Source organism: Silicimonas algicola (assembly GCF_003148765.1).
Lineage (GTDB): Bacteria > Pseudomonadota > Alphaproteobacteria > Rhodobacterales > Rhodobacteraceae > Silicimonas > Silicimonas algicola.
This window is the reverse complement of record NZ_QGGV01000001.1, coordinates 521,232-540,533: the sequence shown is the minus strand read 5'-3', so window position 1 is coordinate 540,533 and position 19,302 is coordinate 521,232. Positions and strand designations below refer to the sequence as shown.

General features: G+C 67.0%; 23 protein-coding genes and 1 pseudogene. 6 read left to right on the top strand and 18 right to left on the bottom strand.

Translation table 11 applies throughout. The annotated features are described in order from the left end of the window. Positions 1-5: 5 nt before the first annotated feature. Both C8D95_RS02810 and C8D95_RS02805 read right to left on the bottom strand, forming a co-directional pair. On the bottom strand, positions 6-470 hold the full coding sequence (locus C8D95_RS02810; RefSeq protein WP_109757600.1) for an SRPBCC family protein: 465 nt from the start codon (positions 468-470) through the stop codon (positions 6-8). After that, on the bottom strand, positions 467-796 hold the full coding sequence (locus C8D95_RS02805; protein ID WP_249033303.1) for an ArsR/SmtB family transcription factor: 330 nt from the start codon (positions 794-796) through the stop codon (positions 467-469). The genes C8D95_RS02810 and C8D95_RS02805 overlap by 4 nt, the downstream gene beginning before the upstream one ends. A gap of 71 nt (positions 797-867) precedes the next feature. Here C8D95_RS02805 and C8D95_RS02800 point away from each other — a divergent pair, with 71 nt between their 5' ends. The 3 genes from C8D95_RS02800 to C8D95_RS02790 all read left to right on the top strand — a co-directional run bounded on the left by C8D95_RS02800 (position 868) and on the right by C8D95_RS02790 (position 3,260). Next, positions 868-1,107: a DUF3253 domain-containing protein gene (locus C8D95_RS02800; protein WP_109757598.1), complete on the top strand. Its 240-nt coding sequence runs from the start codon at positions 868-870 to the stop codon at positions 1,105-1,107. A 110-nt stretch (positions 1,108-1,217) separates the two neighbouring features. Then, positions 1,218-1,670 carry a methylated-DNA--[protein]-cysteine S-methyltransferase gene (locus C8D95_RS02795; protein ID WP_109757597.1) on the top strand — a complete coding sequence of 151 codons (453 nt, stop codon included), beginning with the start codon at positions 1,218-1,220 and terminating at the stop codon, positions 1,668-1,670. Between the two features lie 42 nt (positions 1,671-1,712). Next, positions 1,713-3,260, top strand: a complete 1,548-nt coding sequence (locus tag C8D95_RS02790) for an acyl--CoA ligase (RefSeq protein WP_109757596.1) — start codon at positions 1,713-1,715, stop codon at positions 3,258-3,260. Here the strand turns inward: C8D95_RS02790 and C8D95_RS02785 are convergent. From C8D95_RS02785 to trmB, 3 genes and pseudogenes are all read right to left on the bottom strand, one after another. Beyond that, a pseudogene (locus C8D95_RS02785) lies at positions 3,257-3,646 on the bottom strand (GFA family protein); the annotation flags it as partial. The gene C8D95_RS02790 and the pseudogene C8D95_RS02785 sit on opposite strands and share 4 nt — an antisense overlap. 17 nt (positions 3,647-3,663) lie before the next feature. After that, complete coding sequence (gene aroA / locus C8D95_RS02780; protein WP_109757594.1) at positions 3,664-5,019, bottom strand: 3-phosphoshikimate 1-carboxyvinyltransferase; 1,356 nt, start codon at positions 5,017-5,019, stop codon at positions 3,664-3,666. A 59-nt stretch (positions 5,020-5,078) separates the two neighbouring features. Continuing rightward, positions 5,079-5,780 (bottom strand): tRNA (guanosine(46)-N7)-methyltransferase TrmB, encoded by a 702-nt coding sequence (gene trmB / locus C8D95_RS02775; RefSeq protein ID WP_109757593.1) that lies wholly within the window; start codon positions 5,778-5,780, stop codon positions 5,079-5,081. 74 nt (positions 5,781-5,854) lie between these two features. Between trmB and pdeM the strand changes: the two genes are divergently transcribed. Next, a complete protein-coding gene (gene pdeM / locus C8D95_RS02770; RefSeq protein ID WP_109757592.1) occupies positions 5,855-6,514 on the top strand; it encodes a ligase-associated DNA damage response endonuclease PdeM in 660 nt (219 codons plus the stop codon). Continuing rightward, on the top strand, positions 6,511-6,936 hold the full coding sequence (locus tag C8D95_RS02765; RefSeq protein WP_338143049.1) for a PaaI family thioesterase: 426 nt from the start codon (positions 6,511-6,513) through the stop codon (positions 6,934-6,936). The genes pdeM and C8D95_RS02765 overlap by 4 nt, the downstream gene beginning before the upstream one ends. 152 nt (positions 6,937-7,088) lie before the next feature. Here C8D95_RS02765 and folD read toward each other — a convergent pair whose 3' ends face one another. The 10 genes from folD to tolQ all read right to left on the bottom strand — a co-directional run bounded on the left by folD (position 7,089) and on the right by tolQ (position 17,205). Continuing rightward, complete coding sequence (gene folD / locus C8D95_RS02760) at positions 7,089-7,982, bottom strand: bifunctional methylenetetrahydrofolate dehydrogenase/methenyltetrahydrofolate cyclohydrolase FolD (RefSeq protein WP_109757591.1); 894 nt, start codon at positions 7,980-7,982, stop codon at positions 7,089-7,091. 75 nt (positions 7,983-8,057) lie between these two features. Next, entirely contained in the window at positions 8,058-8,642 is a 585-nt protein-coding gene (locus tag C8D95_RS02755) for an MOSC domain-containing protein (protein WP_109757590.1), read from the bottom strand. A gap of 125 nt (positions 8,643-8,767) precedes the next feature. After that, positions 8,768-10,693 carry an ATP-dependent zinc metalloprotease FtsH gene (gene ftsH, locus C8D95_RS02750; protein WP_109757589.1) on the bottom strand — a complete coding sequence of 642 codons (1,926 nt, stop codon included), beginning with the start codon at positions 10,691-10,693 and terminating at the stop codon, positions 8,768-8,770. 81 nt (positions 10,694-10,774) lie between these two features. Continuing rightward, positions 10,775-12,043, bottom strand: a complete 1,269-nt coding sequence (tilS, locus tag C8D95_RS02745; RefSeq protein WP_109757588.1) for a tRNA lysidine(34) synthetase TilS — start codon at positions 12,041-12,043, stop codon at positions 10,775-10,777. Beyond that, complete coding sequence (gene ybgF, locus C8D95_RS02740; protein ID WP_109757587.1) at positions 12,040-12,933, bottom strand: tol-pal system protein YbgF; 894 nt, start codon at positions 12,931-12,933, stop codon at positions 12,040-12,042. The genes tilS and ybgF overlap by 4 nt, the downstream gene beginning before the upstream one ends. A 13-nt stretch (positions 12,934-12,946) precedes the next feature. Beyond that, positions 12,947-13,453: a peptidoglycan-associated lipoprotein Pal gene (gene pal / locus C8D95_RS02735; RefSeq protein ID WP_109757957.1), complete on the bottom strand. Its 507-nt coding sequence runs from the start codon at positions 13,451-13,453 to the stop codon at positions 12,947-12,949. A gap of 111 nt (positions 13,454-13,564) precedes the next feature. Then, a complete protein-coding gene (tolB, locus tag C8D95_RS02730) occupies positions 13,565-14,887 on the bottom strand; it encodes a Tol-Pal system beta propeller repeat protein TolB (protein ID WP_109757586.1) in 1,323 nt (440 codons plus the stop codon). Next, a complete protein-coding gene (locus C8D95_RS21660) occupies positions 14,884-16,029 on the bottom strand; it encodes an energy transducer TonB (RefSeq protein ID WP_338143048.1) in 1,146 nt (381 codons plus the stop codon). Before C8D95_RS21660 ends, tolB begins: the two co-directional genes overlap by 4 nt. A 13-nt stretch (positions 16,030-16,042) precedes the next feature. Further along, on the bottom strand, positions 16,043-16,507 hold the full coding sequence (gene tolR, locus C8D95_RS02710) for a protein TolR (protein WP_109757583.1): 465 nt from the start codon (positions 16,505-16,507) through the stop codon (positions 16,043-16,045). Further along, complete coding sequence (gene tolQ, locus C8D95_RS02705) at positions 16,507-17,205, bottom strand: protein TolQ (protein WP_109757582.1); 699 nt, start codon at positions 17,203-17,205, stop codon at positions 16,507-16,509. Before tolQ ends, tolR begins: the two co-directional genes overlap by 1 nt. Before the next feature lie 176 nt (positions 17,206-17,381). On the opposite strand from tolQ, the gene C8D95_RS02700 reads away from it, so the two are divergent. Further along, on the top strand, positions 17,382-17,585 hold the full coding sequence (locus C8D95_RS02700; protein WP_109757581.1) for a DUF4287 domain-containing protein: 204 nt from the start codon (positions 17,382-17,384) through the stop codon (positions 17,583-17,585). Here the strand turns inward: C8D95_RS02700 and ybgC are convergent. The 3 genes from ybgC to C8D95_RS02685 are packed head-to-tail and all read right to left on the bottom strand — an operon-like array spanning position 17,564 to position 19,298. Then, entirely contained in the window at positions 17,564-18,010 is a 447-nt protein-coding gene (ybgC, locus tag C8D95_RS02695) for a tol-pal system-associated acyl-CoA thioesterase (RefSeq protein ID WP_109757580.1), read from the bottom strand. The genes C8D95_RS02700 and ybgC overlap by 22 nt on opposite strands. Beyond that, a complete protein-coding gene (locus C8D95_RS02690) occupies positions 18,007-18,648 on the bottom strand; it encodes a hypothetical protein (protein WP_109757579.1) in 642 nt (213 codons plus the stop codon). Before C8D95_RS02690 ends, ybgC begins: the two co-directional genes overlap by 4 nt. A 26-nt stretch (positions 18,649-18,674) precedes the next feature. Then, positions 18,675-19,298 carry a TIGR02466 family protein gene (locus tag C8D95_RS02685; RefSeq protein ID WP_109757578.1) on the bottom strand — a complete coding sequence of 208 codons (624 nt, stop codon included), beginning with the start codon at positions 19,296-19,298 and terminating at the stop codon, positions 18,675-18,677. Between the last annotated feature and the right edge of the window lie 4 nt (positions 19,299-19,302).

The window sequence follows — 19,302 nt, the reverse complement described above, 5'->3', positions numbered from 1 at the left end:
CCTCCTCACGCCGCCGTCGGCTTGGCGAAGATGTCGATCGCCTCGCCGCTCTCAAGGTAAGACTTCATCGAGGACAGCACGATCGGCCATCCCTTCGAGATCCCGTTGAACATGCCGCCGCCCGCTTCCAGCCTGTCGTGCGTCACGGTCAGCCGCACCATGCCGTCGTAGGGTTCGATGTCGAAGGCGACGCGGCTGGTCTTCTCCGCATCGCCCTCCTGCGAGGCGTTGGCCCAGCTCATCACCAGCCGCTTCGGTGCGTCGATTTCCAGCACCTCGCCCACCAGTTCGACGGCGCGCGCGTCGTTCGCACGGACATGCTCCCACCGCGCACCCGGCGTCCAGTCCGAGACGTTCTCGTGCCCCCAGTACAGCCGCGCCACGGCGGGATTGACGATGGCGTCGAACACCTTCTCGGGTGTCGCGCGGATATAGGTGACATAGACGAATTCGGTCTGTGCGGCGGTCATGTCCCGTCCTCCTCCAGATGCTGTTTCAGGGCGTGCAGCAGGCTCAGCCGCTGCACCTCGAACTTGCGGACCCAGCGCTCGTAGACCTCGTGCAGAGGCACCGGGTTGATGAAGTGCAGCTTCTCACGGCCGCGGCGGACGGTGGTGACGAGGCTGGCCTCCTCGAGAAGGCCCAGGTGCTGGGTGACGGATTGACGGGCCATGTCGAGGTGCCCGCAAAGCTCGCCCAGCGTCTGCCCGTTCGTCTCGCAGAGCAGGTCCAGCAACTTCCGCCGCGTCGGATCGCCCAGCGCCTTGAAGACCTTGTCGTCGTCCATCGGCTCCATCGTTTCTGAGATCTCAATATGCAGGTATTTACCTGCATGTCAATCCGCCACTCCGGTCTAGGTTTACGCGCATGTTCAGCCCGCCCGACGACGACCGTATCGCCGAAGCCCTGATGACCCTCGCCCTCGAGCGGGGGAGGCAGGCGACCTTCTGCCCCTCCGAAGCCGCGCGTCGCCTGTCGGACGATTGGCGGCCGCTCATGGACCACGTCCGCCGTGTCGCTGCCACGCTCCCCCTCGTCGCGACGCAGGGCGGCGCGCCTGTCGATCCCCTCGCCGCGAAGGGACCCGTCCGCCTCGCCCTCGCCTGAGCGCCGCCCTGCGACGTGCCATACACTTTGCCGACACCTTGCAGACGCCTCGCAGACCGCCCTTTTCTTGCCCCGTTGCGCCCGCCGCCCCGCAGGTGCAGCATTCGCCCATGCCGTCCCGAACCGTTCCCAGCCCCTTCGGCCCGCTCGCCCTGTCGCAAGAGGGCGACTGCCTCACTGCCCTCTCCTGGGGCGATGGCGGCTCGGACGGCACGCCCCTGCTGCATGAGGCCGAACGCCAGCTCGCCGCCTACTTCGCCCGCTTCCTCACCGCCTTCGACCTGCCCCTCGCGCCTGAGGTCTCGCCCTCGCAGGTCCGCTTCCTCGACGCCCTTCGCGCCATCCCCTTCGGCGAGACCCGCACCTACGGCGACCTCGCCCGCGATCTCAACATCAGCCCGCAGGCGGCGGGACAGGCCTGCGGCGCCAATCCCCTGCCCGTCCTGATCCCCTGCCACCGCGTGCTAGGCACCGGGAATCTCGGAGGTTTCTCCGCTCCGGGCGGAATTGAAACCAAGGTCGCTCTCCTCCGGCTCGAAGGCGCCGCTTCCCTCCTGATCTGAACTTGATAAGGTTCCCGACGAGGATGGGTCGGGGAGGACACCATGATTTTCGAAAGCCGCTATCCGCGCATCGCGCCAAGCGACATGACCGTGACCGACCGCGTGTTCCAGGGTCTCGAGTCGCGCCCCGACGAGACGGTGATCGTCTGTGGCGTCACGGGTCGCAGCCTGACCGCCTCCGCCCTCATGGATCGCATCCGTCGCTTCGCCGGCGGGCTGGAAGAGAACGGTTTCGCACGCGAAACGGTCGCCATCATGTCGACCAACCACCCCGACTACCCCGTCGTCTTCCACGGCACCGCCTTCGCCGGCGGCACCGTCACCACGGCGAACCCGACCTACACGGCGCGCGAACTGAACTACCAACTCACCGACAGCGGCGCCTCGCTTCTCGTCGTCCACCCCGACTTTCTCGCCACCGCGACGGAGGCCGCGAAGGGCACCGGCATCCGCCGGATCCTCACCCTGGGCGACGCCGAAGCCGAGGGCGCGACGCCGATCGACGCCTTCCTGGGCGCGCCGCGCGCCGCGCAGGCCGAGGTCGACCTCGACACCCACGTCGTCGCCCTGCCCTATTCCTCGGGCACCACCGGGCTGCCCAAGGGCGTGATGCTGTCGCACCGCAATATCTCCACCAACGTCGACCAGTCGCTCGGCTGCCTGTCGGTCCAGCCCGGCGAATGGACGGTGGCTTTCCTGCCGTTCTTCCACATCTACGGCCAGACGCTCCTGATGAACGTCTACCTCGCAAGGGGCGCGAACATCGTCACCCTGCCTCGCTTCGACCTCAAACGCTTTCTCGAACTGGTGCAGGAGTACAGGACCCCCCGCATCTGGGGCGTTCCGCCCGTCGCGATCGCTCTCGCCAAGCACCCGACGGTCGACGACTACGACCTGTCCTCCGTGAAGTGGGTCTTCTCCGCCGCCGCCCCGGCGGACGAGACGCTGATGAACGCCGTCCGCGACCGGATCGGCGCACAGGGTGTGCAGGCCTACGGCATGACCGAGCTGTCGCCCATTTCGCACGTCGCCGCCGTCGAGGGCGCCAAGCCCGGTGCGGCCGGCGTCGCCGCGCCCTCGACCGACTGCCGCATCGTCGATCCCGAGACGCAGAAGGACCGGGGTCCGAACGAGGAAGGAGAACTCTGGATTCGCGGCCCGCAGGTGATGAGAGGCTACCACAACAACCCCAAGGCCACCGCCGAGACGATCACCGAGGATGGCTGGCTCCGCACCGGCGACCTGGGGCTGATCGACAACGACGGCGAGTTGTGGATCCGCGACCGCCTGAAGGAGCTCATCAAGTACAAGGGCTTCCAGGTCGCCCCGGCCGAAGTGGAAGCCGCGCTTCTCGAACTGCCGGACGTGGCGGACTGCGCCGTCCTCGGCAAGCGCGACGACGAGGCGGGCGAGGTGCCGGTAGCCTTCGTCGTCCGCGCCCCTGGCTCCGAGGCCTCGCCGGACGACATCCGCGCGGCACTCGACGGGCGTCTCGTGTCCTACAAGATCCCTGCCGAGGTGACCTTCATCGATGCGATCCCCAAGACCGCCTCGGGCAAGATCCTGCGGCGTCAGTTGCGCGACCGTTAAAGCGGCACCTGCGTCGTCAGCGTCGGATCCGCGCCCAGGGTCTGAGGGAGGCCGTCGGCGACCTCGTAGTAGTCGCCCTTGTCCGCGCAGAAGATGTGCCCTGCCAGCGTCAGCCCCGTCGGAGCGTCGACCGTGCCGGCCATGATCGACAGGTTTGCCCCCGCCCCGTCCCAGAACAGGTTCGACCCGCAGACCGGGCAGAACCCGCGCCGCGCCCTGTCCGAGGACTGGAACCACGCGACGCCTCCCGTCACCTCGACGGCCTCGCGGGCGGCGGACGTGGCGGCTACGTGACAGCCGCTCGTCTTGCGGCATTGGGTGCAGTGACAGGCGACGACCGGGCGCATCGGCGCCGTCATGCGAAACGAGACGGCCCCGCAAAGGCAGGAGCCGGTGTGACCCGTTACGCCGGATGGCCCTCAGCCAGATCGGCGCCGAGGCCCGTCATCAGCGTCTCGAAGATCGGGAAGGACGTCGCGATGGGGCTGGCGTCGTCCACCGTGACGGGCTTCGCCGACGCCATCCCGAGGCAGAGGAACGACATGGCGATGCGGTGATCCAGCTGCGCCGCAACGGTCGCTCCACCCGGCACGCCACCCGGCCCACGGCCCTCCACCGTCCACCAGTCGTCACCCTCGTCGACCGACACGCCGTTGGCGCGCAGGCCTTTCGCCATCGCGTCGATCCGGTCGCTTTCCTTGACGCGCAGTTCCTTCACGCCGCGCATCTCGGTCCTTCCCCGCGCGTTCGCGGCGACGACCGACAGGATCGGATACTCGTCGATCATCGACGCCGCCCGGTCCTCGGGCACCGAGATGCCCTGCATGTCGGGCGAGAAGCGCGCGCGGATGTCGGCCACGGGTTCGCCGCCCTCGTCGCGCACGTTCTCGTAGGTCAGGTCCGCCCCCATGTCGCGCAGCGTCTCGAACAGCCCCGCGCGCGTGGGGTTGAGCCCGATGTTCGGCACGAGGACATCAGAACCCTCGACGATCAGAGCTGCGCAAACGGGGAAGGCGGCCGACGAGGGATCGCGCGGCACGTCGATCGACTGCGGCCGAAGCTCCGGCTGGCCCTTCAGCGTGATAACGCGGCCCTCCGACGTCTCCTCGACCCGGACATCGGCGCCGAAGCCGCGCAACATCCGCTCGGTATGGTCGCGCGTCGCCTCGCCTTCGACGACGACCGTTTCGCCGGGCGCATTGAGGCCGGCAAGCAAGACCGCCGACTTCACCTGGGCCGAAGCCATCGGAAGCGTGTAGCGCACCGGAACCGGGTCGGCCGCACCCACCAGCGTCATCGGAAGCTTGCCACCACGCCGCCCGTAAGAGGCCGTGCCGAACAGCGCCAGCGGGTCCGTCACCCGTCCCATGGGTCGCGAGCGCAAGGAGGCGTCGCCGGTAAACGTCGCCGTGATCGGAGTCGTGGCCATCGCCCCCATGATGAGCCGGACGCCCGTTCCGGCGTTGCCGCAGTCGATCACGTCCGAGGGCTCCGCGAAACCACCTGTGCCCACGCCATGGATCGACCACTCGCCGTCCGCACCACGCGTGACCTCGGCCCCGAAGGCCCGCATCGCGGCGGCGGTGGCGAGCACGTCCTCGCCTTCCAGAAGCCCGCGCACCTTCGTCTCGCCGACAGACAGCGCGCCCAGGATCAGCGCGCGGTGGCTGATCGACTTGTCGCCCGGCACCTTCGCCTCGCCCTTCAGCGGCGGCGATTTGCGCGCGGTCAGCGGCCTTGGCTGTCCATGTCCAGACATGGGCGTCTCCCCTCGTTGCGCCGTCCTGTTAGCGCAGACGCCGCAGGCCGTCCATCGGCTCAGAGGCGGCGAAAGGTGAGGTAATGCGGCGACCGACCCTCGCGCATCGCCTTCTGCTCATAGCGCGTCGAGATCCAGTCATCCCAGGCTTTGCTGTCCTCGCCGTCGCCCACCCTCTCGAACCCGGCCTTCGGCACCTCCTTCAGCGCCTGTTTGACGTAGCCTGGAATGTCGGTCGCGATACGGAACTCGGCGCCCGGTTTCAGCGTGCGGTGCAGAGGCTCCAGATACTCGGCCGTCACGAAGCGACGGCGGTGATGTCTCTGCTTTGGCCAGGGATCGGGATAGAGCAGGAACGCCTTCGACACGGACGCCTCGGACAGCACGTCCATCAGGTCGCGCGCATCTCCCGGATGAACGCGGACATTGTCCGTGCCCAGCTTGCGGATCTTGCCCAGCAGCATGGCAACACCGTTGATGTAAGGCTCGGCCCCGATGATCCCCGCCTCCGGATGAAGCGACGCCTGATGAACCAGGTGCTCACCCCCGCCGAAGCCGATCTCCAGCCAGACCGGACGCCCTCCGAAGAGCGCATCAAGGTCCAGGGGCAACCGTTCGGGGTTCACGTCGCGGCTGACCGGGCCGGGCGACAGCGAGTCGAGGTCGGCAAGGTCGCGCTTCTGCGAGTCTCGGAGCGTCTTGCCCTTGATGCGGCCGTAGAAGTTACGCCGGGGCGCGCAGGGTTCTTGGGGATCGGTCATGGCGCGCCACCTTGCAGTCGGGGCGCTCAAGGTCAAGACTTGCGCGACGCGCGCAGCAGGCCTAGGAACGAAGCATGAACTCGGTGACCTTCGCTTTCGTGGGACAGACCCTGACCGCACTTCCCTCGGGTGCACTGTGGTGGCCGTCCGAAAGTCTGCTCGTGGTGTCCGATCTTCACCTGGGCAAGTCCGAGCGCATCGCCCGACGGGGCGGCACGCTTTTGCCGCCCTACGACACCGTCGAGACTCTGACGCGTCTGGCCTCCGACCTGCAGGCCATCTCGGCGCGGACGGTGCTTTGCCTGGGCGACAGCTTCGACGACCTTATGGCCGGCGAGGCGCTGGACGATAACGCCCGCGACGCCCTGCGCGCGCTTCAGGCCGGGCGGCGCTGGCTCTGGCTCGAGGGCAACCACGATCCCGGTCCCCTCGACTTCAAGGGCGAGCACCTCGCGGACTTCTCCATTGGCCCGATCACCTTCCGTCACATCGCGACGCGAGAAGCGGGAGCAGGCGAAATCTCGGGCCACTATCACCCCAAGGCGAAACTCCAGGGCGGGTCTCGGCCCTGCTTCATGGCGGACGAGGGTCGGCTGATCCTGCCCGCCTACGGGTGCTATACGGGCGGTCTTGACTGGACGGCCCCGGTCCTGCGGACGCTCTTTGCCGATCGCGCCCTCGCCTACCTGACCGGCCGCCGGGTGCTGACGGTTCCCGTCCCGAGGGCGGCGTGAGCCTCGCGCCCGAGATCGAAGCGAAGATCCGCGCGTCCTTCGCGCGTCAGACAATGATGCAGACGCTCGGAGCGGAACTCCTGGAGCTTGGAGAGGGGACGGCGTTCATCTCTGCGCCCATCCTGCCCGGCAGCCTTCAACAGCAGGGCGCGGCGCATGCGGCACTGACCTTCGCCATAGGCGACAGCGCGGCAGGCTATGCGGCTCTGACGCTATTCGATCCTGAGGACGAGATCGTGACGGTTGAGATGAAGATCAACCTCCTGCGCCCTGCACTCGGCGACCGGCTCTTCTCGGAAGGCCGCGTCGTGCGGGCCGGACGACGGCTCACCGTCGTCCAGGCCGAGGTCTTTTCTGAGGTCGCTGGGACGGAAACCCGTCGCCCTTCTTCAGGGGACCATGATCCCCGTCGGCGGTTCTGACGCCCTCTGACCTCAGGTGAGGCCAAGCAGGCTGAGAATGATGATGACGACGACGACGAGACCGACGAGATAGATGATGCGGTTCATGAGTGCCCCTCTGGAGTTTGTCGTGGGCTAACCGTCCTCACGCTGATTTGTTCCACGACATCCGTTCAGGCCGTCAGCCCCTCGGGCTCCGCCAGACCGTGCGATCGGCAACAGGCGGTCACCGTATTGGCCAGGAGGCACGCGATGGTCATCGGCCCGACGCCCCCGGGGACCGGCGTGATCGCGCCCGCCACTTTCTCGCAGGAGGCATAGTAGCAGTCGCCGACAAGCCGCGTCTTGCCAGCGTCGCCGTCGACTCGGTTGATGCCGACGTCGATGACCGTCGCCCCCGGCTTGATCCAGTCGCCGGGCACCATCTCGGGCCGACCCACGGCGGCCACGACGATGTCGGCACCCCGCACGACGCCCGGAAGGTCCTTCGTCCGACTGTGCGCGATCGTGACCGTGCAGCTGTCCCCCAGAAGAAGCTGCGCCATCGGCTTGCCCACGATGTTCGAGCGCCCGATGACCACCGCGTTCAGCCCCGACAGCGAACCGAGATGTTCCCTCAGCATCATCAGGCAGCCGAGCGGCGTGCAGGGCACCATGCTCTTCTGCCCCGTGCCGAGAAGCCCCACGTTCGAGATGTGGAAGCCGTCCACGTCCTTCGCCGGGTCGATGGAGTTGATGACAAGGTCCTCGTCCAGGTGCTTCGGAAGCGGAAGCTGCACAAGGATGCCGTGGATCGTCTCATCGGCGTTCAAGTCGCGGATCAGCGCCAGCAGGTCCGCCTCGGACGTGGAGGGGTCAAGCCGATGCTCGACCGATTTCATTCCAGCCTCGGTCGTGGCCTTGCCCTTGGAGCGGACATAGACCTGGCTCGCCGGATCCTCTCCGACGAGGACGACCGCGAGACCCGGTGTGATGCCATGCTCGTCCACCAGCCGCGCGACATGGGTCGCGACCTTCTCGCGCACCTTTGCTGCAAAAGCCTTGCCGTCGATGATAGTCGCGCCCATGGGTCCTCCTCCGTCCGGTCGGACCTTTTGGCCACAAGGCGGCGGGGCTGTCCAGTGACCGAAGCGCGCAGGGAGCTAGGGCTGCCAGCCGCGCTGGTCGGGAACGTGCAGACGCAGGATCTCGCCGACGGTCACCCTGCCCTCGCGCTCGACCCAGGTGGTGATGCCCCGCAATCCGCGCGCGGCGGCATTGAACCCCTTTCCGTGTCCCGGTCGCGCCCGGTCGACACCCTTGCCCGCAAGCCCGCAGGGCCGGTTCTGCATGTCGACGGTCATGGTCGCCCCACCCGTCTCGCCCTGAAGACGCGCCGAGGGCGGGACGTGGCTGAAGTCGGGCAGCCCCCGCACGGACATCGTCGCGCCGATCCAGCCCGGGTCGAGGACATCGGTGCCGATCCGCTCGGCGATAAGGGCAAGCTCCTCCTCCGCCACGACCGAGATCTGCCGCGTGTTCCGGATCAGCGTGCCCTTCGGATACTGCCGCGTCACGCGCGAACAGGACGGCCTCAGTTCGCCCGTGTGACGGTCCCCGACCGCTCCCGCGAATGTCAAATCCAGCGCCTCTACCGGATTTGCCTCGATGTCGCGCGGTGCACCCGGCGGGACGAGACCAAGCCAGACGATTTCGCAGGTGTACTCGGTCGGGATAAGGGCAGGCATGTCGGTCTCTCGGTCAGTCTCGTTCGCGCCACACCCTAGACCGCCGATCGCAAGACGACACCCCTTCCCCAAACGAAGAAGCCCCGCACTTGGCGGGGCTTCAAGGAAATGCACGTTTTGGAGCGTCAGACGGTCGGTTCGGGTTCCAGCGAACCCTCCGCGCCCGGCTTCTTGCGCGGCTTCGTCTTCGGGATGGCGGTGACGCTGGACGCGCCGCCACTCGACGGTCGGTCGGTGTCGTCGGCGTCGCCCTTGTTCAACGGCTCGCCGCGGATGACGCGCGTGATCTCGTCGCCCGTCAGCGTCTCGTACTCCAAAAGGCCTTCCGCCAACCGCTCGAGGTCATCACGGCGCTCTATCAGGATCCGCTTCGCGGTCTCATAACCCTCGTCGACAAGCCGCCGGATCTCGTTGTCGATCATCAGCGCACTTTCGCCCGAGATGTTCCGGCGCGATGTGCCGGCACCAAGGAAGTCCTGCCGATTGTCGACGTAAGCGACGTTGCCAAGGTCCGAGCTCATGCCGAACTGAGTCACCATCGCCTCGGCGATCCGCGTCACCTGCTGGATGTCCGAGGCCGCACCGTTGGTGACGTTCTCGTTTCCGAACACCAGCTCCTCGGCCACGCGTCCACCCATGGCCATCGCGATCTTCGACCGAAGCGCGGTGATCGTGTGGCTGAGCTGATCGCGTTCCGGCAGCGACAGGACGAGACCAAGCGCGCGACCGCGCGGGATGATCGTGGCCTTGTGGATAGGATCGTGCTGCGGGACGGTGAGACCGACGATGGCGTGACCTGCCTCGTGATAGGCGGTCAGCTTCTTCTCTTCCTCGCTCATCACCATGGACCGCCGCTCGGCGCCCATCATCACCTTGTCCTTGGCGTTCTCGAAATCCTCCATCACCACGAAACGCCTGCCGACGCGCGCAGCCATCAGTGCCGACTCGTTCACCAGGTTGGCGAGGTCGGCGCCCGAGAAACCCGGGGTCCCCCGCGCGATGATGCGTAGGTCGACGTCCGGCCCCAAGGGAACCTTGCGCGCATGGACGCCCAGGATCTTCTCGCGGCCCTTGATGTCGGGGTTCGGCACCTGAACCTGCCGGTCGAACCGGCCGGGGCGCAGGAGTGCCGGGTCCAGCACGTCGGGACGGTTGGTCGCGGCGACGATGATGATGCCCTCGTTCGCCTCGAAGCCGTCCATCTCGACCAGGAGCTGGTTCAGCGTCTGCTCGCGCTCGTCGTTGCCGCCGCCATAGCCCACGCCACGCGACCGGCCCACGGCGTCGATCTCGTCGATGAAGACGATGCAGGGCGCGTTCTTCTTGGCCTGTTCGAACATGTCGCGGACGCGGGATGCACCGACGCCCACGAACATCTCGACGAAGTCCGAGCCCGAGATGGTGAAGAAGGGCACGCCCGCCTCACCCGCAATCGCGCGGGCCAGCAGGGTCTTACCGGTACCCGGAGGACCGACCAGCAGTGCGCCTTTCGGAATCTTGCCGCCGAGGCGCGAGAACTTCTGCGGGTTGCGCAGGAATTCCACGATCTCTTCCAGCTCTTCCTTGGCCTCGTCGATGCCGGCCACGTCGTCGAAGGTGACGCGCCCGTGCTTCTCAGTCAGAAGCTTGGCGCGCGACTTGCCAAAGCCCATGGCACCGCCGCGCCCGCCGCCCTGCATCCGGTTCATGAAGTAGATCCAGACGCCGATCAGCAGCAGGAACGGCAGGAAAGTCATCAGGATTGTGACGAAGCCCGACTGCTCCTGCGGCTTGGCCGCGAAGCTCACGTCGTTGTCGAGCAGAAGCTGGTCCGTCGTCGCCCCTTCGGGCTGAATGGTGACGTAGTCGCGGTTGTCGGCCCCGCGAAAGATCACCCGCTCGCCATCTAGGGTAGCGTTGGTGACGTCGCCGCGCTCGACCCTTTCGACGAAGTCGGAATAGCTGACGGTGCCCGTCGCCATAGTCGACTGACCGCCCGAGATCAGGTTGAACAGAGCAAGGATCAGAAGGAACAGCACGACCCAGAAGGCGATGTTACGCGCGTTGTTCAAAGGGGTCTCCCTTGGAAAACTCGAGGGGCCGGCAACCTGCCCGCCCGGATGGGGCATTACATAGCCATCGGGCCGGATTCTTCAACGGGATAGGAGGAAGTCCGCGAAATTGCCGCGCCCTGTGGCCTGCGCGGTCCAGCCGTTCGGCAATCCTGCCAGTGGAGCAGCGATCAAGGTGTCGCCCCGCCAGATCGCGGGAGAGGCGAGAAGCGACGTGCGCGGCAGCCCCGTGTCGCGCCAATCCGGACAGGCTGAAAGTCCTTGCCCAAGCGCCCCGATCTCAAGATCTGCGGAATGGGGGCCATCCAGTCGCCAGCGTCCGTCCCAGACGCTGTCGGTCGGACTGCGCAATGTCTCGACCGTGCGGAACTCGCGCGTGATGCGAAGCCGATGGCCCGACCCGTGCGGGCAAATTTCCCGGCTGACGAGACACCCTTGCAAGGTATGTCGCTCGGCCTGCGCCAATGCGCTGCGCATCTCCACCAGCGATGCGGCGCGAGGCGGATAGACTTCGCCCGAAATCCAGCGCAGCGCGCCGATCAGGATGCGGCGGCCGATTTCCTCGTCGTGAGGGCCCTCGGACAGGACGATGTCGCCCCGGTCCTCCACGCTTTCGTCCCCATTCACCTCACGCCAGGCACAAAGGTCGAGAGCCACCTTCGCCGAACGCGCGTTTGCAGCGACATCGCCGAGCGCATCCGCGTCGATGCCGAGGTCCGACAGGATCGACAAGGCACGCCGCGCGCGCACCCGCTCGAAACTGACGTCGTCATTCGAAGGATCGTCGCACCACCTGATGCCGTGCTCCTCCAGATAGGCGCGCAGGTTGCGTCGCTGCTGCCCGATCAGCGGCCGCACGTAGGGCAGGCCGTCCCGCTCGAACCGCTCGGCCATGCCGGCCAGACCGTCCACGCCAGACCGCCGTGCAAGGTGCATCAGAACGGTTTCGGCCTGATCGTCGAGTGTGTGGCCGAGCGCAACCAGATCCACTCCCCCAGCCGACGCCCACTCGCGGATCATCCCATACCGCGCCTGCCGCGCCATGGCCTGAAGGTTGCCTCTGCCGTCCCATCCGGACCAGGGAAGCGTGTCGTGCGGAATTCCAAGTGACGAACAGAAAGCCGCGACCATCGCAGCCTCATCCTTCGCCTCGGGTCGAAGGCCGTGGTCCACGGTGACCGCCCGGACCTCGACGTCCCGCGCGGTCGCTCCCGCGACAATCAGGTTAAGGAGCGCCATGGAATCGCTGCCGCCGGAAACGGCGACGCCCAGCCGTCGGGGCTGGGCGTTCGTGAAGAACCTGTCGATGACGTGTCGCAGCCTGTCGGCCGGCGACGTCGGTGCGATCATGAGCAACCCATGTTGGCCCGAGCCGTCTGCGCCTCGATGGACGCCTCGGACGTCGGGAAGCGGGTCGTGACCTCGGCCAGCGTGATGCATGCCTCCTGCGACTGCCCCAACCCGCCGAGCGACACCCCGAGCTTCAGAAGTGCTGTCGGTGCGGTGGGACCGTCGGGCGTACCGGAATAGCTTTCCAGATAGGCCCGCGCCGCCGAGGACGTCATCCCGAGGTTCGTAAGGCTCTCGCCCCGCATCAGGTGCGCAAGGCCCGTCAGCGGCCCGCCCTGATATGTGTCGGTGAAGGCCTGCAGCCTGTCGGCCGCCGCCTGCCAGTCGCCCTGGTCATAGGCGGTCTTCGCGCGGTCGAAGTCCTCGCGCTCGGCCACTGCCAGCTCCATGCCACCGGTGTCGACGATGCCGGTGGCGATCCCGCTCGAGTCGATGCCACCGCCCTCGATGGCCGCAGACTGCCCGCTTGCGGGGGGCGTTGTCGGCGCCGAGACGGTCGGCATCGCGCCGCCGCCCAGGGTCGAGGTCTCGCCCAGACTGCCGATGTCGCAGTTCGCCTCCAATTCGCACAGCCGGAATTCGAGGTCGCCGATCCGGTTCGTCCCGTCGGACACCACGGAGTTGACCCGGTTCGTCAGCTCTTCGGTCTGCGACGTCACGCGCTGAAGCTCGGCTTCCATCGAGTTCAGCCGGTCGAGCGCATTAGTCCCGGCCAGGTTCGGGTTCGCACCGCCCGTCGTTGACAGCTCCCGCTTCAGCTTCTGCATCTCGACATAGAGCACCGAAAGCTCCTGCCGGATGTCGGCCAGGGTCTGTGTCCGGTCCTGCGCGAAAACAGGACCGGGGATCGAAGAAACGAAAAGGAAGGCTGCGGTCAGCAGGAAGCGCATCGGCTTATCCTCGTCAGACGCCCGCGCCGGCGGTGATGACGGTCACGGAGCGGCGGTTCTGGCTGTAGCACGCCTCGGTCGAGCAGATCTCGATGGGGCGTTCCTTGCCGTAGCTGATCGTCCGCAGACGGCTGGGCGAGACGCCTTGCGCGATGAGGAAGTTCTGAACGGCACTCGCCCGGCGCGCGCCGAGGGCGAGGTTGTAGGCCTGGGTGCCCTGCTCGTCGGCATGGCCTTCGATGAGCGCGGAATAATCGACGTTGGTCATCAGCCACTGCGCCTGTCCGGTCAGGGTCGACTGCGCCTCGGGCGACAGCGTGGACTGGTCGACGGCGAACAGGACCCGGTCACCGACCGCGGCGTTGAAGTAAGCCGGCGAGGTCGGGTCGTCGATCGAGCCGGCCATGCCGCCCGCTCCCATGCCTCCGTTCGCGCCCCCCTCGCCGAAGCGGTCGGCATTGGTGCAGGCGCCGAGCGAGATCGCCACGGCCATGATCGAGGCTAGTCTGAGAAAGGTCATGTCTTCCACCTGTGTGTGTGCCGACGCTGTGTCGGTCTGCTCTTTGGGGCGAGGATAGCATTCCTCGCAGGCGATGAAAACGGGGCCGTCACGCTAACATACAGCCTATTTTCATGGCAGGAGAGGCGACCACGCCGGGTCCGAGGCCGCCGTCGATGTCTGCACCCTCTTGAGGTTCCTCCCCGACAGATCGACCGAGAACAACGCCTGCGCTCCCTGCTCGCCCGCCGTCTCGCGGGTGAACATCAGGACGCGCCCGTTCGGGGCCCAGGTCGGGCCCTCGTCGAGGAAGCTGGCCGTGAGCAGACGCTCGGCCGAGCCGTCGGTGCGCATGACACCGATGTGGAAGCGGCCCGCGTTCTGCTTGGTGAACGCGATGTAGTCGCCGCGCGGCGACCAGACCGGCGTGCTGTAGCGCCCCTGCCCGAAGCTGATGCGCGTCGGTTCGCCGCCGCTCGCAGGCATGACGTAAAGCTGCTGGGTGCCCGAGCGGTCGCTCTCGAAGACGATCTGGCTGCCGTCCGGCGAGAAATCCGGCGCGGTCTCGATCGAGGGGGCCGAGGTCAGGCGCTGACGCTGATTGCTGGCGAGATCGAGAAGATAGATGTCGGTATTGCCGTCCCGCGCCTCGGAGTAGACCACGCGGCGACCGTCCGGCGCGTAGCGCGGCGCGAAGGTCATCGCGGCGGCGTCGAGGCCAAGCGACCTTTTCTGCACCGCTCCGACCGCCAGTTCGTAGATTTGCGGAAAGCCGCTTTCGTAGCTGGTGTACAGCACCCGGTCGCCCGTGGGCGAAAACCGCGGCGCAAGGACGATGGACGATGCGTCCGTCAGATACTGCACGTTTGCGCCGTCGTAATCCATGATCGCAAGCCGCTTCTGGCGCGCGTTCTTCGGGCCGGTCTGCTCGACGAACACGACCCGGCTGTCGAAGTATCCGCCCTCGCCGGTGATCCGGGCGTAGACCTGGTCGGCGACCTTGTGCGCCACCCGCCGCCACGAAGCGGTGGAACCGGCGAACTGCAGTCCGTCGCCCAAGGGGGCGCCGGTGAAGATGTCGTAGAGCCTGAACTTGACCAGAAGCTTGCCGTCCGACGACAGCGTCACCGCGCCCGTCACCAGCGCCTCGACGTTGATCGCCTTCCAGTCGGCATAGCTGATCTCGCCGTCGAAGGTGTTGACCTGGCTGATGTAGGCCGACTGAGGCACGTCGCGGAAAAGGCCGGTGCCCACAAGGTCCGCCGCGACCACCGAAGTGATCTGCGCGGCATAGTCCGACGCGGCTGCATTCTCGGCCAGAAAGGGCGCCACCGCGATCGGCACCGGCTCGATCACCCCTTCGGTGATCTCGATGCGAAGGGGGCCGGACCTCTCCTGCGCCACCGCGGGCAGGGCCAGCGTCAGGGCGAGGGCGAGCGAGACCAGGAGTTTCATCGGAATTGCATTCCTTCCGGGTTGAACGTCATTTCAATGTCGCGCCATTCGGCGAACTTTTCCACCGGCAGCGGAAAGCCCTTTGCGCCGCATCGGATGATCGCGCGTCGTGCAGCCTCGAAGGCCTGTTGAGCGCCGGACTGCGTGCCGCCCGAAAACGACACGAGCCGGATGGACGAACCGATGGGCTTGCCGGATTGTTCCATCTCGACGCCGACGATCACGGTGGTGCCAAGTGCCTCGGTCGACAGGCTGCCTACGTTCCAGCAACTGCCGACCGCCACGCGAAGCGCGTCCTTCTCGCCTCCCGTCAGCGGCGGACCGCTGCGGGTCGGCTGCTCGGCCGGCGCGTCCGGCTCGTTGTTCGCCTGCGACACCGCGTCGGCAATGGCGTCGGCCAGCGGATCGGCAGGCTCGGGCGTCTCGGTCGCTTGCTCGACCGGCTGTTCCACAGGCTCCGGCGGCGTTTCGGGCTCGGCGGTCCGGACCGGGACCGGCGGTCTCGTGCGCGGACGGCGGGAACTGGCAGGCGCGTATTCCTGCTCTTCCTCGGCCTCGGTCACGATGCGGTCGGACGCCGCTTCGGGGGCGGCGGGCGTCTCCTCCTCGACCACTTCCTCGGGAGGCGCCTCCTCATCGGGGGCCACATCCTCGACCGCCTCGGGCGCGACTTCGGCCTCGGGCGGCGGCGCCACCTGCGGGATAGGGGCGACACGCGGCGCTGGCGCGGCGACGGCATCCTGTTCCAGGGAGGTGCCGTCCTGCTCGGCCGGAGGGGCGGGGATAGGCGGCGCGGAATCGACGATCACGGCGTCCGGCACGATGGCTTCAGGCACTTCGGCCGGAGGCGTCTCGGGCACGTCGGGCATTTCGACCGGCTCGGGCGTCGAGACCTGGGGGGCGCTGTCCTCGGCCGGCGCCTCGGGGGCCGCTTCCGCTTCGGGTGCTGCAACGTCCGGCGCGTCGGTCTGGGTCTCGGGCGCGCCACCGGGCAGCGCGAGGGCCGCGAACTCCTCCTCGGATACCACCGAGACCTCGGAAACGGTCACGGGCTCGGCGAAGCGGTCACCCACGAACATCCCTCCGAACAGGAGGACCAGGATCGCGACCAGGTGGCCTGTCCCCGAGATGTAATACCCCACGCGCAAGGCGCCCTCACCTGCCGTCGAGCTTCGGCCCGCCGGTGTCGGTGACGAGGCCGATGTTGGTGATACCGGCGGCGTTCAAGGCCCCCATCACCGTTACCACGCGGGCATAGGGGATCGCGCCGTCGGCGCGCAGAAAGACCTTGTCCGTCGTCCGTTCGGCAAGGATGGACTGAAGGCGCGGGATGATCTCCTCGTCCGACACTTCGGTGGTCTGGATCATCGTCACACCGTCTGCGGTCAGCGTGACCGCAAGCGGCTCTTCGCGCTCGGTCGGAAGCGAAGGCGCGGCGGTCTTGGGAAGCTCGACCGGCACGCCCACGGTCTGAAGCGGTGCCGCCACCATGAAGATGATGAGAAGGACCAGCATCACGTCGACGAAGGGCGTGACGTTGATCTCGGACATCTGCCGCGCGCGGCGACGCCGCCGACGCCCGCCGCCACCGCCGTCCGACTGGATGACACCGGCCCCCATCAGGCGGCGTCCAGTTGGCGCGACAGGATGGTCGCGAACTCGTCTGCGAAGCTCTCATAACTCGCGATGATGCGGTCGCTGTCCGATGATAGCTTGTTGTAGAAGATCACCGCCGGGATGGCCGCGAAAAGACCCAGGCCCGTTGCCAGAAGCGCCTCGGCGATGCCGGGGGCCACGACGGCAAGATTGGTGGACTGCTGCTGCCCGATCTCGACGAAGGCGTTCATGATGCCGATGACTGTCCCGAAGAGACCGACGAAGGGCGCCGTCGAGCCGATCGTGGCCAGAAGGGGCAACCCGCGTTGCAGGTCCTCGGCTTCTTTCTGGATCGCCACGTCCATCGAACGGTCGATCCGCATCGACGCCCCGCCGATAGCGCCCCCGTCCTGCCTGTGCGACCTTCGCCACTCGGTCATGCCCGCGACGAAGACGCGCTCGGTGCGTCCCGTGGGCGCGGGGCCGGTGTCGTCGTAAAGCGAATCCAGAGGCTCGCCCGACCAGAAGGCTTCCTCGAAGACCCGCGTCTCGCGCCGGGCGCGGGCGTACTGGCGATGCTTGTTGATGATCGTCGCCCAGCCCCAGAAGGAGGCGACGAGCAGCAGGAGCATCACGAGCTTCACGGTCAGGGTGGCGCGTGCGAACAACGCCCACATGGAGAAATCAATCTCCTGCGCCAGCGCAAGGGTTTCGGTTTCCATAGCTCTGCTCTCTCACGGCCCTTGGTTTATGGTTCTTGGGCCCCTCGTTTGGCGAAGACCTTACCGGAATGCCAGAGGATATGCCATATCAAGCAGGCTTCCGCGCATGGGCCCGGCGGCATTCTCATGGCACCGGCCTGACCTGCCCGCGCGAGCCACACAAGAAGGAACCTCTCATGTCCGAACCCGTGAAGGGCCCCGCCTCCTACTTCCCGTCTATCGAGAAGAAATACGGCAAGCCCGTCGACCACTGGCTGTCGCTGATCGCGGCGCGCCCCGGGGAAAAGCACATGGAAACGGTCGGCTGGCTGAAATCCGAGCACGGGCTGGGACATGGTCACGCCAACGCGCTGGTGGCCTACGCGCGGTCGAAGGCCTGACCCAGCCGTCCCGTCAGCGCCGCTGGCAGGCGGACGGCGCGGCCTCTCTCGTCCAGGGCCACAAGCGTCACCATCGCGACAAACAGGACCGCATCTGCACGCGTGACGTCCTGACGCAGGACGATCCTGGCGCGCGCCGCGGTGGCGACCGACGTCCGGATCAGCAGTTCGTCGTCGAAGCGCGCGGGCGACAGGTAGTCCGCCTCGATGCGCCTGACCGCGAAGACGATCCCCGTCTCGGCCTTCAGCGTCATCTGGTCGATGCCCAGGGCCCGCACCCATTCGGTCCGCGCCCGCTCGATGAACTTCAGGTAGTTTGCGTAATAGACGATCCCGGCGAGGTCGGTGTCTTCGTAATAGACGCGAAGCGGCCAGTGATGGACATCAGCGCCACTCTCTTCTGCGATCAACGTGTCCTCACTCATGTCGAAGACGCCACGGCGCCCCGCTTGCCGATCCTCGCCGCAAGACGAAGCGCATGGCTCGGATCGGTCGAGGCCACGGGCATCGCGGGGTCGTAGGCCGCGCGCACGATGGCGGCGACATCGGGGCGCAGCATGACCTTGCCCGATACGCTGGCCAGAGGACCCTTTCCGTCAAATGCATCGTCGGACCACAGGAGGATCGCCTGTACCGTCTCCGACAACGCGATGTCCTCGGCCGGCACCTCGGCGAGCGCCGGGTCCATGCGCAGGAACAGGAAGACGGCGCGGATTGCCCCGGCGTCATCGAAGCGGAACAGGCGATAGCGGTTGGCTTCTTCCTTTTCGAGCCGCTCGAGCAGGGCTGGCAAATCCGGAACGAGCCGGTCGAGGTCCGGGAGAGAGGCCAATTCCTCCCAGTCCCGGACGAAGAAGACGAAGAGGTTGGCGCCAAGCTCGGGGTCTCTGTCGGACATCCTGTGCCCGGCCAAAGCCACGACAGCCTCGACGGCACCCTTGATGACCGGCAGCGTCGCGTCCTCGACCCCGAAGACCACCGGCACGATCGGGCGTCCCCACCGCGCGAAGCGGTAGGTGCCGTCGGGATGGGTGAAGGCGCGGGCGACGGGTCCGTGGTCCATGCCCCGCCCTAGCGCATCGCGGGCGCTCAGGGAAGGTAGTCTTCCCGCCACTTCAGCACGACGTTGAACGAGACCGAAATCCGCGGATCGCGCGACAGGTTCACATGCACCATGTGATGCAGGAAGGCGGGCCAGATCAGCATCTGCCCGGCTCTCGGCAGGATGCGGTGCTCGGGATCGACCTGCGGATCGTTCCGGATCGCCAGCATGTTCGCCTGCGGGCGGGGATCGAAGAAGCTGATCGCATTGGGCGTGCGGTCGTCGCGTCCCGGCGGGGCGTCCTGACCTTCCGGCACCCGGACGTAATAGGTGCCGGACAGCCACGAGTGCGGGTGGTTGTGCAGGTCGTGATAGTCGCCGAAGCGGTTGAGGTTCGCCCAGGCTTGGACGCGGAACTCGACGGGATAGTCGACGCCGGTGCCACGTGCATAATCGGCCACTGCCCTCTCGACGCAGGACCGCAGCCATTGGATGGCCGGGTGCGGCTGGGCGAGGAAATCCCCCGCGAGATAATCGGTCGTCATGTCCGCCCGCGCGCCGTCCATGTGCTCGATCCGTTCGGCGAGGATGGGGTTCGCCTCGGCCGCGCCGGGCAGGTCGACCGACATGAGATGCGTGGGCCAAAGAGCCTTGAACTCGGGTGCCGCCATGATC